Source organism: Pseudomonadales bacterium, from assembly GCA_041395665.1.
Taxonomy (GTDB): Bacteria; Pseudomonadota; Gammaproteobacteria; order Pseudomonadales; family UBA7239; genus UBA7239.
This window is the reverse complement of sequence record JAWLAB010000005.1, coordinates 1-13991: the sequence shown is the minus strand read 5'-3', so window position 1 is coordinate 13991 and position 13991 is coordinate 1. Positions and strand designations below refer to the sequence as shown.

Sequence of the window (13991 nt, the reverse complement as noted above, 5' to 3'; positions counted from 1 at the left end):
GCACCATTGTCCTTAATGGCGCGGGGTTTGTCCAAGCGTCGCCAGTTGTTGCTCTGCTTGCTCCAATCGTTCACGCGTACGCGCCAACACTTTGCACTGAGCATCGAACTCGCTGCGATTGACTAAATCCAATCGTGAAACAGCGGATTGCAGCAGTGCGCGCAGAATTTTTTCCATTTCCTCTATGGGCGGCAATGCGCCGCCCGTCAACTGCTCATTCAGTTGTGCCGCTAATTTATTCAACAAATCCGCAGGAATATTGATAGCCATAGGTAAAGCTACTCCCAGCTCAGCGCACCACCCGTTTGATATTCAATCACGCGCGTTTCAAAGAAGTTTTTCTCTTTGCGTAAATCCATGATTTCGCTCATCCAAGGGAAGGGGTTTTTCACGCCTGGGAATGCTTCTGGCAAGCCCAGCTGTGCTAAACGGCGGTTGGCGATGAAGTGCAAATATTCTTCCATCATCGCCGCATTCATGCCGAGTACGCCGCGCGGCATAGAATCGCGCGCGTATTCCACTTCCAGCTGCGTGCCTTCCAAAATCATTTGGATAACTTCTTGTTGGAACTCTGCTGTCCACAAATGCTGGTTTTCCAATTTGATCTGGTTGATAACATCCACGCCAAAATTCAAGTGCATGGATTCATCGCGCAAAATGTATTGGAACTGTTCGGCAACGCCGGTCATTTTGTTGCGGCGACCCATCGACAAAATTTGTGTAAAGCCGCAGTAGAAGAAAATGCCTTCCGTGACGACATAAAAACCGATCAAATTGCGCAGCAGTTTTTGATCCAGTTCCGGTGTGCCGGTGTGGAAATTGCGATCCGCCAAACCTTGTGTATGCGAGAGGCTCCAAGTCGCTTTTTTGGCGATAGAAGGCAGTTCGCGATACATATTGAACACTTCGCCTTCATCCATGCCCAGTGATTCGATGCAGTATTGGTAGGCGTGCGTATGAATCGCTTCTTCAAATGCTTGGCGCAACAAATACTGGCGGCATTCTGGGTTGGTGATGTGACGATAAATACCCAGCACCAAGTTGTTGGCAACCAAAGAATCCGCTGTAGAGAAATAACCGAGGCTGCGCATCACAATACGGCGCTCGTCATCAGACAGTGCGTCTGGTGTTTTCCAAGTCTGAACATCTTTTGCCATGTTGATTTCTTGTGGCATCCAGTGGTTGGCGCAGCCGTCGAGATATTTTTGCCATGCCCAATCGTATTTGAACGGCACTAATTGATTGAGATCGGCGCGACAGTTGATCATGCGCTTTTCATCGACAGAAATACGCGCAGCGCCCATTTCCAATTCTTCTAAACCGGTTGCGGAGTCCATCGTATCTACCGCGTGTTGTGCTTGTGCGATAGCTGCCGTCATATTGGCAGGATCATTTTCCAATCGCACGGGGGCAGTATTTTTAGCAGCAGGTTGCTCTGTGGCAGCAGCTTGAATGGCGGCTTGCACAACAGGGGCTGGCACCGGCTCTGCAATTTTTGCAGCAGCAACAGGTGCAGTGTTATTCATTTCTTCACTGTAATCATCCCAACTTAGCATCGTCTTCATTCCTGTGTTGTTCTGTAAAAAACTATTCAGTTTATCAACTTAAGCGTTCTTGTAATGAAAAACTTTGCGCTCGATTAAGTTTGTAAAAAATATCGTTGGCGGCCGTGCACAAGTCACCGCACCGCCAACGATTTCTCCCCCCAGAGAGAAACGGTTACTGACAAGCCTCGCAATCGGGATTATCAATAGAACACGCTTTTGGCACCGGTGCTGCTTGTGTCATATCCGGTACGCTGTTGGCTGACACCGCGTTCAGTGCGCCAGTGTTAATGGTGGATTTTTCAGTCGTGGTCGCAGCTAACGCGCGCAAGTAGTAAGTGGTTTTCAAACCGCGATACCAAGCCATGCGATAGGTGACATCCAGTTTTTTGCCGGACGCGCCAGAGATATACAGATTGAGTGATTGCGCTTGATCAATCCATTTTTGACGACGGCTCGCTGCATCCACTAACCAGCGCGGTTCTACTTCAAACGAAGTGGAGTACAACGCTTTGAGATCGGTAGGAATGCGATCAATTTTTTGTACGCTGCCTTCGTAGTATTTCAGATCATTCACCATCACGCTGTCCCACAAACCGCGTGCTTTCAGATCATGTACTAAGAATGGATTAACGACCGTAAACTCGCCCGACAAATTCGATTTGACATACAAGTTTTGATAAGTCGGCTCTATGGATTGCGATACACCACAGATATTAGAAATAGTTGCAGTTGGTGCAATCGCCATCACATTGGAATTGCGCATGCCTTGCGAACGCACTTTATTGCGCAAGCCGTTCCAATCCAGAGTTTGGCTGCGATCCACTTCAATAAATTCTGCACCGCGCGCCTGCACCAGTGATTCGATGGAATCGATCGGCAGAATACCTTGCGACCACAGTGAACCTTCAAAAGTAGAGTAGCGACCGCGCTCTAATGCGAGATTGCTGGAGGCTTCAATCGCAAAATAGCTGACCGCTTCCATTGAGCGATCGGCAAACTCAACCGCTTCATCCGAGCTGTAAGGAATACGCATTTTGTACAGCGCATCTTGAAAGCCCATGATGCCTAAGCCCACAGGGCGGTGGCGCAAGTTGGAAGTGCGTGCAGCCGGTACGGAGTAGTAGTTGATGTCGATGACATTGTCGAGCATACGCACCGCAGTTTTGATCGTCTTCGCCAATTTTTCTGTGTTGAGTTTTCCGTTTTCGATGTGTTGCAACAAGTTGATGGAGCCCAAGTTGCATACGGCGATTTCTTCATCCGCTTTGGTGTTCAAAGTGATTTCAGTGCACAAGTTAGAGCTGTGTACCACACCGACATGTTGTTGCGGGCTGCGCAAGTTGCACGCATCTTTGAAAGTGATCCAAGGGTGACCCGTTTCAAACAACATGCCGAGCATTTTGCGCCACAAATCTTGTGCGCGAACGCGTTTGTACAAACGCATTTTTCCTTCGCGTGCGAGCTGTTCGTATTGTTCATAACGCTGTTCGAAAGCGGTGCCGAACAAATCGTGCAAATCCGGTGTCTCGCTGGGCGTGAACAGTGTCCAATCGCCATCAGTAAACACGCGCTTCATAAATAAATCGGGCACCCAGTTAGCGGTGTTCATGTCGTGCGTGCGGCGGCGATCATCGCCGGTGTTTTTACGCAGTTCGATAAACTCTTCTACATCAATGTGCCAAGTTTCTAAATAAGCGCAGACAGCGCCTTTGCGTTTGCCGCCTTGGTTGACGGCCACAGCGGTGTCATTGGCGACTTTCAAGAAAGGCACCACACCTTGCGATTTACCGTTGGTGCCTTTGATGTAGGAGCCGAGTGCGCGCACTGGTGTCCAGTCATTGCCGAGACCGCCAGCCCATTTGGACAGCATTGCGTTGTCGCGAATTGCGCCGTAAATGCCGTGCAAATCATCGGGTACGGTTGTTAAGTAGCAAGAAGATAATTGTGGGCGCAGCGTGCCAGCGTTGAATAATGTTGGCGTTGATGCCATGTAATCAAACGACGACAGCAATTCATAAAACTCAATCGCGCGTGCTTCTTTGTTGGCTTCTGCAGCGGCTAAACCCATCGCAACACGCATAAAGAAAACTTGTGGCAATTCAAAACGAATGTCGTCTTCTGTGTGAATAAAATAACGATCGTACAGCGTTTGCAAACCGAGATAGTTAAATTGCATATCGCGTTTAGCATTCAAAGCGCGACCCAATTTTTCCATGTCGTACTGTGCTAATTCCGGTGCTAACAATTCCAGTTCAATCGCTTTGTGAATGTAAGCAACGAGTGCGCGAGGATACAACGCCGCCATTTCGCTTTGCGTCGCTTGTTTAGCGATACCGAGAAAAGACAGTGCTTCGGCGCGCAGTTGATCCATCAATAAACGCGCAGTGGCGTAAGAATAATTGGGTTCTTTTTCGACGAGTGCGCGCGCAGTGATCACCAGTGATGTGTTGACATCATCTTGTGATACACCGTCATAAAGATTGCGCATCGCTTCTTCGATAATCGCGTCAGCTTCTACGCCTTCCAATTCAACGCAGGCTTCGCGCACCACGGTTTCTAAACGACCAACATCTAGTGGTTGCTTTGAGCCATCCGCGAGCGTCACATTGATCGACGGATGCGATTTGCGTTCGGTTTGTTGTTTGGCAGCGCGCAAACGCGCGTGTTCTTCGCGATACAGCACATAATCGCGCGCGACTTTTTGTTCACCGTTGCGCATCAAAGCCAGTTCGGCTTGGTCTTGAATGTCTTCGATGTGCACCGTGCCGCCAGAGGGCATGCGACGGCGGAAGGTTTGGTCGATTTGCTGCGTCAGGTTAGAGACGGTTTCGTGGATGCGCGATGACGCGGCAGCAGTGCCGCCTTCAACGGCCAGAAAGGCTTTGGTCAGCGCCACGGCGATCTTGCTGCTGTCGTAAGGCACAACGGTGCCGTTGCGTTTGATGACGCGGAGCTGGCCAGGAGCTGTGGCGGCGATGCTGTTGAGGTCATCTTGCTGAGTAGGTGCGGTGGGCATGGTCTGTGTAGGGGCTTGTATGTGGGCGGTTTCAGTGTGCATGGCAGCCTCGTGATCTCTCTTATTATGTGTAAGGTGCCTTTGTGGCACCTGCTTCCGTTATGAGGGCCTACTCAGGGGGTAACCCCTATATATTGGGGTTTTGAGCTGGCGAGCTACAAGATAATGCGCTTTGCTGGGTAAGGCAAGGGATATCTGAGAGAGAAATCTGTGGATAAGTTGTGTTTCATCAACAGAGCCGAGGGTTTGTGATGAAGGTATCTTTTTTGTTCTGATTGACTTTGCCGTCCTTGCTGGCAAAATCGTCAGCCTCGCGCCGGGGAGCGGCCATCGAAGACCTCATTCTGATGGCTGCCCGCAAGATCAATCGTCTGTTTCCCGGCCTTTGTGCGCCCATCCAGCTCACGACTTCCCGTATCCGTAAGCGCTTATCCAGCGAATGCCACGGGGCTTGGGGCAGAGTGCCTTGGTACTCTGCATCATGATTGAAGCCTGTGATCACTCTGTGCGCCCTAATTTCTGCTGTGGGTGCCGTAGTAAGCAATGATGGAAATGATATGACTGAGCAAAAAACAGAACTGCTGTCTGGTGGCGATATGCTGATTCGTGCTTTGCGCGATGAAGGTGTTGAGTATGTCTTTGGTTATCCTGGCGGCGCAGCGCTACACATTTACGATGCCATTTTTAAGCAAAAAGATGTGCAACATGTTTTGGTGCGCCATGAACAAGCGGCTACGCATGCAGCTGATGGCTACGCGCGTGCTACCGGCAAAGTAGGCGTGGTGTTAGTAACTTCTGGCCCTGGCGCAACGAATGCCATCACCGGTATTGCCACTGCGTACATGGATTCCATTCCGATGGTGGTGATTTCCGGTCAAGTGCAAAGTCATTTGATCGGCGGCGATGCGTTTCAAGAAACTGACATGATCGGCGTTTCTCGCCCTATCGTAAAACACAGTTTTATGGTGAAAGATCCGGCGGAAATTCCTGAGATTATTCGCAAAGCGTTTTATATCGCTAGCACGGGTCGCCCTGGCCCTGTGGTTGTGGATGTTCCAAAAGATAAAACGCATCCGCATCTGAAATTTGAATACAAATTTCCAGAAAAAGTGAAGCTGCGTGCGTATCAACCGCCAGGTCGTGGGCACGCAGGACAGATCAAAAAGCGGTACAAGTTTTGTTGGAAGCGCGCCGTCCAGTTATTTATGCCGGAGGCGGTGTTGTGCAGGGTGATAGCGCGCAGTTGTTAACACAGTTGGCGCAGCAACTCGGTTATCCCGTTACGAATACACTGATGGGTTTGGGTGGTTATCCGGCCAGCGACAAGCAGTATCTCGGCATGCTTGGCATGCACGGCAACTACGAAGCCAACATGGCGATGCATCACGCCGATGTGATTTTGGCGGTGGGCGCGCGCTTTGATGATCGCGTGACTAACACGCCGTCAAAGTTTTGTCCTGATGCAAAAATCATTCATATTGATGTTGATCCGGCGGCAATTTCTAAAACAGTGCACGCGGATATTCCTATCGTTGGCATGGCAGATTCTGTTTTGCGCGATATGCTCGATATCATCAAAGACAGCAAAGAAAAACCGGATGCTGTTGCGCTAAAAGATTGGTGGAAACGCATTGAAGAATGGCGCGAAGAATACGGTTTGTATACGCAGCCGCGTTATGCGCCGTCTGGCGGCACATTAATCAAGCCGCAAGATGTTATTAAAATGCTGCACAAAGTGACGAAAGGTGATGCCTATGTCACTTCAGATGTCGGTCAGCATCAAATGTTTGCAGCGCAATATTATTTGTTCGATAAACCGCGTCGTTGGGTCAACTCCGGTGGTTTAGGCACGATGGGTTTTGGCTTGCCTGCAGCGATGGGCGTGCAAATGGCATTTCCTGATGCCACGGTTGCGTGCGTGACAGGCGAAGGCAGTATTCAAATGTGTATTCAGGAATTGTCTACCTGCACGCAATATCACTTGCCGGTAAAAATTATCAACTTGAACAACCAAGCGTTGGGCATGGTGAAGCAGTGGCAGGATATGCAATACGAAGGTCGCCACTCGCAAAGTTTGTACGAAGATTCATTGCCGGATTTCATGAAGTTAATGGATGCGTACGGCCATGTTGGTATCAAAGTAACGCGCTATGAAGATTTGGAAGCCGCGATGGAGCAGTGCTTCGCAATGAAAGATCGCGTAGTGTTTATGGATATCTATGTCGATAGCACAGAACATGTTTATCCGATGCAAATTGCACCGAACGGTTCGATGCGCGATATGTTGTTGAGCAAGACGGAGCGCACCTGATGAGACGCATTATTTCGGTATTGTTAGAAAATGAGCCCGGTTCTTTGTCGCGCGTTGTCGGCTTGTTCTCGCAGCGCGGTTACAACATTGAAACGCTGACTGTTGCGCCGACGGAAGATCCAACGCTGTCTCGCCTGACGCTGACTACTATCGGTGAGGAAAATGTCATCGAGCAAATCACTAAGCATCTCAATAAATTGGTTGATGTAGTGAAGTTGGTGGATTTGACGGAAGGCGCTCACATCGAGCGCGAAATTATGTTGATCAAAGTGCGTGCTAATGGCGCGCAGCGCGCAGAAATCAAACGCTGCGTTGATATTTTTCGCGGACAAATTGTGGATGTCACCAGTGCGATTTACACCATTCAATTGGTGGGTTCGAGTGCAAAATTGGATGCGTTTCTGGAAGCAGTGGGTGACGCGGCAATTTTGGAAGTGGTGCGCAGTGGTGTGTCTGGCATCGCGCGCGGTGAAAAAGTATTAAGTCTTTAATTTTATTTAACTGGCATCAGCCAAAACTCACGAGGTAAACCATGCAAATCTATTACGACAAAGACGCAGATCTTTCTATCATTCGCGGTAAGAAAGTAGCGATTATTGGCTTTGGTTCACAAGGCCACGCGCACGCTGGCAACTTGAAAGACTCTGGTGTTGATGTTGTGGTGGCATTGCGCCCTAATTCGCCTACTGCTAAAAAAGCCGAAGCAGCTGGCTTGGCGGTGAAGTCTGTAACTGATGCAGTGAAGTGGGCTGATTTGATCATGGTGTTAACGCCGGATGAGTTCCAATCTCAGTTGTACAAAAACGAAATTGAGCCAAACTTAAAGCAAGGCGCGACTTTGGCGTTTGCACACGGCTTTGCGATTCATTACAACCAAGTTGTTCCTCGTGCGGATTTGGATGTCATCATGGTTGCGCCGAAAGCACCAGGTCACACTGTGCGTAACGAATTCGTCAAAGGCGGCGGCATTCCTGATCTCATCGCTGTATTCCAAAATGCTTCTGGTAAAGCGAAAGATGTTGCGCTGTCTTACGCTTCAGCAATTGGCGGTGGTCGTACAGGCATCATCGAAACTACATTCAAAGATGAAACAGAAACTGATTTGTTCGGTGAGCAAGCTGTTCTGTGTGGCGGCGCGGTAGAGCTGGTCAAAATGGGTTTTGAAACTTTGACTGAAGCAGGTTACGCGCCAGAAATGGCTTATTTTGAGTGTCTGCATGAGCTGAAGTTGATTGTTGATTTGATGTACGAAGGTGGCATCGCCAACATGAACTACTCCATTTCAAACAATGCGGAGTACGGCGAGTATGTAACAGGTCCTCGTGTCATTAACGAAGAATCTCGTAAAGCTATGCGTCAGGCTTTGAAAGATATTCAGGATGGGGAATACGCCAAGAAATTTATTTTGGAAGGCGCAAGCAATTATCCGTCCATGACTGCGTATCGTCGCAACAACGCAGCGCATCCCATCGAAGTGGTAGGCGCTAAGCTGCGCGCCATGATGCCTTGGATTAACAAGATCGTTGATAAGAGCAAAAATTGATTGGTCGAGTAAGATAAAGCGCGGCTCAGGCCGCGTTTTGTTTTTGTAGAATAGAGTTTTGAAAAAAATCGAATAGGTGGCTGTTATGTCAGTTGATCAGCAAAGTTCAGCAGAGAATGAAAAGGAAGACAGTAGCGTTCTTCCTATTGGTGAGCATATCGAGGAAGTAGCAGAAGCCGATGGCAAAAAAGTGCGACATAAAGGCATCTATTTACTGCCCAATTTGTTTACAACAATGGCCTTATTTTGTGGCTACTACGCGGTGATTGCGGGCATGCAGCACCGTTTTGAAAACGCAGCGATCGCCATTTTTGTGGCGATGATTTTTGACGGTTTGGACGGTCGAGTTGCGCGATTAACCAATACGCAAAGCGCGTTTGGTGTTCAGTACGATAGTTTGTCTGACATGGTGTCATTCGGTGTTGCGCCAGGCTTGGTGATGTTCAATTGGGCGTTGGTGAATGTTGGGAAGTTTGGTTGGTCTGCTGCGTTCTTGTATTGCGCTTGCGCTGCGCTGCGGCTTGCGCGTTTTAATACGCAAGTTGAAACAGCGGATAAGCGTTATTTTACCGGCTTGGCGAGCCCGGCTGCGGCGGCAGTCATTGCAGGAGCTGTTTGGTTGGGAAGTGGCACGCAAATTGAGCCTGGGTTGGCGCCTATTTTGTTGACGGTGTTGACTGCTGTTACCGGTTTGTTGATGGTCACCAATTTGCGCTACTACAGCTTTAAGGGGTTAGACTTCAAGGGTCGCGTCCCGTTAGCTTATCTGTTAGCCGTTCCTCTCATCATCATGGTGTTGGCATGGCACATCGAATTAATGGTGTTGAGCCTGGCTGTTATTTATGCATTGTCTGGACCTGTTTTACATTGGAAGACTCGTCACAGTGTGCAAGTCGATAGTAAATAAACATGTAAAAAGTAAAAAGAAATGTTGCAACGGTTTTTTAGTTGCCTATAATGCGCGTCCGCACTGAGCAGTGCCTCAGGCGGGTTGGTTAACAAGATATCAGACAATGCGTGTGGGTACTTGTATTGATAGCAGTAGAATCAATACATTACCTGACAATTCATTTTGTGAAAGTTGTGTATTGAGCCGAGTTTTGGGTGTTTGGCGGGTTACTGCTAAAGCATCCGCTCTTGCCCATTGGGCAGAGTTAAAAGATTGAACTGAAGAGTTTGATCATGGCTCAGATTGAACGCTGGCGGCAGGCCTAACACATGCAAGTCGAGCGGATGAAAGGGGCTTGCTCCTGGATTCAGCGGCGGACGGGTGAGTAATGCGCAGGAATCTACCTCGTAGTGGGGGATAACGTCTCGAAAGGGGCGCTAATACCGCATACGTTCTGAGGAAGAAAGCAGGGGACCTTCGGGCCTTGCGCTATGAGATGAGCTTGCGTCCGATTAGCTAGTTGGTGGGGTAAAGGCCTACCAAGGCGACGATCGGTAACTGGTCTGAGAGGATGATCAGTCACACTGGAACTGAGACACGGTCCAGACTCCTACGGGAGGCAGCAGTGGGGAATATTGGACAATGGGGGCAACCCTGATCCAGCCATGCCGCGTGTGTGAAGAAGGCCTTCGGGTTGTAAAGCACTTTAAGCGGGGAGGAAGGGCTTGAGGCTAATATCCTTGAGCATTGACGTTACCCGCAGAATAAGCACCGGCAAACTTCGTGCCAGCAGCCGCGGTAATACGAAGGGTGCGAGCGTTAATCGGAATTACTGGGCGTAAAGCGCGCGTAGGTGGTTGAGTAAGCGATCTGTGAAAGCCCCGGGCTTAACCTGGGAACTGCAGGTCGAACTGCTCGGCTAGAGTATGGTAGAGGGGTGTGGAATTTCCTGTGTAGCGGTGAAATGCGTAGATATAGGAAGGAACATCAGTGGCGAAGGCGACACCCTGGACCGATACTGACACTGAGGCGCGAAAGCGTGGGTAGCGAACAGGATTAGATACCCTGGTAGTCCACGCCGTAAACGATGTCTGCTAGCCGTTGGGGGGCTTGTCCCTTCAGTGGCGGAGCTAACGCGATAAGCAGACCGCCTGGGGAGTACGGCCGCAAGGTTAAAACTCAAATGAATTGACGGGGGCCCGCACAAGCGGTGGAGTATGTGGTTTAATTCGACGCAACGCGAAAAACCTTACCCGGTCTTGACATCCTAGGAACCCTTTAGAGATAGAGGGGTGCCGCAAGGAGCCTAGAGACAGGTGCTGCATGGCTGTCGTCAGCTCGTGTCGTGAGATGTTGGGTTAAGTCCCGCAACGAGCGCAACCCTTGTCCTTAGTTGCCAGCATTCAGTTGGGCACTCTAAGGAGACTGCCGGTGACAAACCGGAGGAAGGTGGGGACGACGTCAAGTCATCATGGCCCTTACGACCGGGGCTACACACGTACTACAATGGGACGCACAGAGGGTTGCAATACCGCGAGGTGGAGCTAATCCCACAAAACGTTTCGTAGTCCGGATCGGAGTCTGCAACTCGACTCCGTGAAGTCGGAATCGCTAGTAATCGCGAATCAGCATGTCGCGGTGAATACGTTCCCGGGCCTTGTACACACCGCCCGTCACACCATGGGAGTTTACTGCACCAGAAGCCGGTAGCTTAACCGCAAGGGGGGCGCCGTCCACGGTGTGGTCGATGACTGGGGTGAAGTCGTAACAAGGTAGCCGTAGGGGAACCTGCGGCTGGATCACCTCCTTAAACGAAAGCTGCACGATCAAGTGCCCACACACATTGTCTGATAGCAAGAAACACAGCGAACATGCCTGCGGGTGAAGAGTCGGCAGAATATGCCGCTTGGTTGCGGGCATTTTTTAGGCCTGTAGCTCAGTTGGTTAGAGCGCACCCCTGATAAGGGTGAGGTCGGCAGTTCGAGTCTGCCCTGGCCTACCACTCTTTGTGAGGAGAAACGGGGCTATAGCTCAGCTGGGAGAGCGCCTGCTTTGCACGCAGGAGGTCAGCGGTTCGATCCCGCTTAGCTCCACCATTTGTTGGCTGTGTTGTCTGAGAGAAATCAGAACGGAGTGATGGTTGTCATCACTGTTTTCTGGTTTTTACGCCAGATGTTCTTTAAAAAGATAGAAACTGTAGTAATAAGTATGCTGAATCAAGCGCATGTTGTTGTGTCGCCTAGACGCAATGACAGCAATCCGGCGAAATAAACAGAAATGCGACAGTCGATGCATTTTTGTCCAGTCGTTTGTCTTATATGGTCAAGCGACTAAGCGCATACGGTGGATGCCTTGGCAATGAGAGGCGAAGAAAGACGTTGGAGCCTGCGATAAGCTTCGGGGAGGTGGCAACCGACCTTTGATCCGGAGATCTCTGAATGGGGAAACCCACCTGTCATAAGGCAGGTATCCTTGACTGAATCCATAGGTCAAGGAGGCGAACCAGGGGAACTGAAACATCTAAGTACCCTGAGGAAAAGAAATCAACCGAGATTCCCTTAGTAGCGGCGAGCGAACGGGGACCAGCCCTTAAGCACAGTGAGTTCTAGTGGAATGCTCTGGAAAGTGCAGCCATAGAGAGTGATAGCCTCGTACACGAAAGGGCTCATTGTGTGAAATCGAGTAGGACGGGACACGTGTTATCCTGTCTGAATATGGGGGGACCATCCTCCAAGGCTAAATACTCCTCGTTGACCGATAGTGAACCAGTACCGTGAGGGAAAGGCGAAAAGAACCGCGGTGAGCGGAGTGAAATAGATCCTGAAACCGTATGCGTACAAGCAGTAGGAGCCCTTCGGGGTGACTGCGTACCTTTTGTATAATGGGTCAGCGACTTACTGTCAGTGGCAAGCTTAACCGTATAGGGGAGGCGTAGCGAAAGCGAGTCTTAATAGGGCGTTTTAGTCGCTGGGAGTAGACCCGAAACCGGGCGATCTAGCCATGGGCAGGGTGAAGGTTAGGTAACACTGACTGGAGGCCCGAACCGGGATCTGTTGAAAAAGATTCGGATGACTTGTGGATAGGAGTGAAAGGCTAATCAAGCTCGGAGATAGCTGGTTCTCCTCGAAAGCTATTTAGGTAGCGCCTCGGACGAATACCACTGGGGGTAGAGCACTGTTAAGGCTAGGGGGTCATCGCGACTTACCAACCCTTTGCAAACTCCGAATACCAGTGAGTACTATCCGGGAGGCACACGGCGGGTGCTAACGTCCGTCGTGAAAAGGGAAACAACCCAGACCGCCAGCTAAGGTCCCCAATCATGGCTAAGTGGGAAACGATGTGGGAAGGCATAGACAGCTAGGAGGTTGGCTTAGAAGCAGCCATCCTTTAAAGAAAGCGTAATAGCTCACTAGTCGAGTCGGCCTGCGCGGAAGATCCAACGGGGCTCAAGCCATGAACCGAAGCTGCGGATGCATCTTATGATGCGTGGTAGAGGAGCGTTCTGTACGCCTGTGAAGCTCGATTGAGAAGTCGGGTGGAGGTATCAGAAGTGCGAATGCTGACATAAGTAACGACAAGGGGAGTGAAAAACTCCCCCGCCGGAAGACCAAGGGTTCCTGTCCAACGCTAATCGGGACAGGGTTAGTCGGCCCCTAAGGCGAGGGCGAAAGCCGTAGTCGATGGGAAACAGGTTAATATTCCTGTACTTTTTGGTACTGCGATGAGGGGACGGAGAAGGCTAGGCCAGCGCGGCGTTGGTTGTCCGCGTTTAAGGTGGTAGGCTGAGATCTTAGGCAAATCCGGGATCTTAAGGCCGAGAACTGATGACGAGTGTCCATGTGACGCGAAGTGGTTGATGCCATGCTTCCAGGAAAAGCCTCTAAGCTTCAGGTATCAAGGAACCGTACTCGAAACCGACACAGGTGGTCAGGTAGAGAATACCAAGGCGCTTGAGAGAACTCGGGTGAAGGAACTAGGCAAAATAGCACCGTAACTTCGGGAGAAGGTGCGCTCCTTAGTGTGAAGGACTTGCTCCGTAAGCACTGGGGAGTCGAAGTGACCAGGCCGCTGCGACTGTTTATCAAAAACACAGCACTCTGCAAACACGAAAGTGGACGTATAGGGTGTGACGCCTGCCCGGTGCCGGAAGGTTAATTGATGGGGTTAGCGCAAGCGAAGCTCTTGATCGAAGCCCCGGTAAACGGCGGCCGTAACTATAACGGTCCTAAGGTAGCGAAATTCCTTGTCGGGTAAGTTCCGACCTGCACGAATGGCGTAACGATGGCGGCACTGTCTCCACCCGAGACTCAGTGAAATTGAAATCGCTGTGAAGATGCAGCGTTCCCGCGGCAAGACGGAAAGACCCCGTGAACCTTTACTACAGCTTCACACTGAACGTTGAGTTCATCTGTGTAGGATAGGTGGGAGGCTATGAAACCAGGACGCCAGTTCTGGTGGAGCCAACCTTGAAATACCACCCTGATGTGCTTGACGTTCTAACCTAGGTCCGTAATCCGGATCGGGGACAGTGTGTGGTGGGTAGTTTGACTGGGGCGGTCTCCTCCCAAAGAGTAACGGAGGAGCACGAAGGTGCGCTCAGCACGGTCGGACATCGTGCAGTGTGTGTAAAGGCATAAGCGCGCTTGACTGCGAGATCGACGGATCAAGCAGGTACGAAAGTAGGT

The 13991-nt window shown here is 50.4% G+C and carries 6 protein-coding genes, 2 tRNA genes, 2 rRNA genes and 1 pseudogene; 8 read left to right on the top strand and 3 right to left on the bottom strand.

The features are described from left to right. Positions 1–12: 12 nt before the first annotated feature. The 3 genes from R3E63_07920 to R3E63_07910 all read right to left on the bottom strand — a co-directional run bounded on the left by R3E63_07920 (position 13) and on the right by R3E63_07910 (position 4563). The gene (locus R3E63_07920) at positions 13–270 is read right to left on the bottom strand and encodes an accessory factor UbiK family protein (GenBank protein ID MEZ5539857.1); all 258 of its coding nucleotides are present in this window, start codon (positions 268–270) and stop codon (positions 13–15) included. Positions 271–278: 8 nt separating this feature from the next. Continuing rightward, on the bottom strand, positions 279–1556 hold the full coding sequence (locus R3E63_07915; protein MEZ5539856.1) for a ribonucleotide-diphosphate reductase subunit beta: 1278 nt from the start codon (positions 1554–1556) through the stop codon (positions 279–281). Positions 1557–1719: 163 nt separating this feature from the next. Continuing rightward, a complete protein-coding gene (locus R3E63_07910; GenBank protein MEZ5539855.1) occupies positions 1720–4563 on the bottom strand; it encodes a ribonucleoside-diphosphate reductase subunit alpha in 2844 nt (947 codons plus the stop codon). 557 nt (positions 4564–5120) lie between these two features. Between R3E63_07910 and R3E63_07905 the strand changes: the two are divergent. The 8 genes and pseudogenes from R3E63_07905 to R3E63_07870 form a co-directional block, all read left to right on the top strand. Next, positions 5121–6874, top strand: a pseudogene (locus R3E63_07905) (acetolactate synthase 3 large subunit). Beyond that, positions 6874–7365 carry an acetolactate synthase small subunit gene (ilvN, locus tag R3E63_07900; protein ID MEZ5539854.1) on the top strand — a complete coding sequence of 164 codons (492 nt, stop codon included), beginning with the start codon at positions 6874–6876 and terminating at the stop codon, positions 7363–7365. Before R3E63_07905 ends, ilvN begins: the two are co-directional and overlap by 1 nt. Before the next feature lie 41 nt (positions 7366–7406). After that, positions 7407–8417, top strand: a complete 1011-nt coding sequence (ilvC, locus tag R3E63_07895) for a ketol-acid reductoisomerase (protein MEZ5539853.1) — start codon at positions 7407–7409, stop codon at positions 8415–8417. 85 nt (positions 8418–8502) lie between these two features. Beyond that, entirely contained in the window at positions 8503–9324 is an 822-nt protein-coding gene (gene pssA / locus R3E63_07890) for a CDP-diacylglycerol--serine O-phosphatidyltransferase (protein ID MEZ5539852.1), read from the top strand. Between the two features lie 257 nt (positions 9325–9581). Next, positions 9582–11116 (top strand): 16S ribosomal RNA (locus R3E63_07885). A gap of 115 nt (positions 11117–11231) precedes the next feature. After that, positions 11232–11308: transfer RNA gene (locus R3E63_07880), tRNA-Ile, on the top strand. An 18-nt stretch (positions 11309–11326) separates the two neighbouring features. Then, a tRNA-Ala gene (locus R3E63_07875) sits at positions 11327–11402 on the top strand. A gap of 224 nt (positions 11403–11626) precedes the next feature. After that, positions 11627–13991: ribosomal RNA gene (locus R3E63_07870) — 23S ribosomal RNA — on the top strand; the annotation flags it as partial.

What these genes read in the sequence shown, in the direction of transcription:
- R3E63_07910 (MEZ5539855.1), bottom strand. Translation starts at nt 4,563, where the DNA reads ATGCCCACCGCACCTACTCAGCAAGATGACCTCAACAGCATCGCCGCC.
- R3E63_07915 (MEZ5539856.1), bottom strand. Translation starts at nt 1,556, where the DNA reads ATGCTAAGTTGGGATGATTACAGTGAAGAAATGAATAACACTGCACCT.
- ilvC (MEZ5539853.1), top strand. Translation starts at nt 7,407, where the DNA reads ATGCAAATCTATTACGACAAAGACGCAGATCTTTCTATCATTCGCGGT.
- pssA (MEZ5539852.1), top strand. Translation starts at nt 8,503, where the DNA reads ATGTCAGTTGATCAGCAAAGTTCAGCAGAGAATGAAAAGGAAGACAGT.
- ilvN (MEZ5539854.1), top strand. Translation starts at nt 6,874, where the DNA reads ATGAGACGCATTATTTCGGTATTGTTAGAAAATGAGCCCGGTTCTTTG.
- R3E63_07920 (MEZ5539857.1), bottom strand. Translation starts at nt 270, where the DNA reads ATGGCTATCAATATTCCTGCGGATTTGTTGAATAAATTAGCGGCACAA.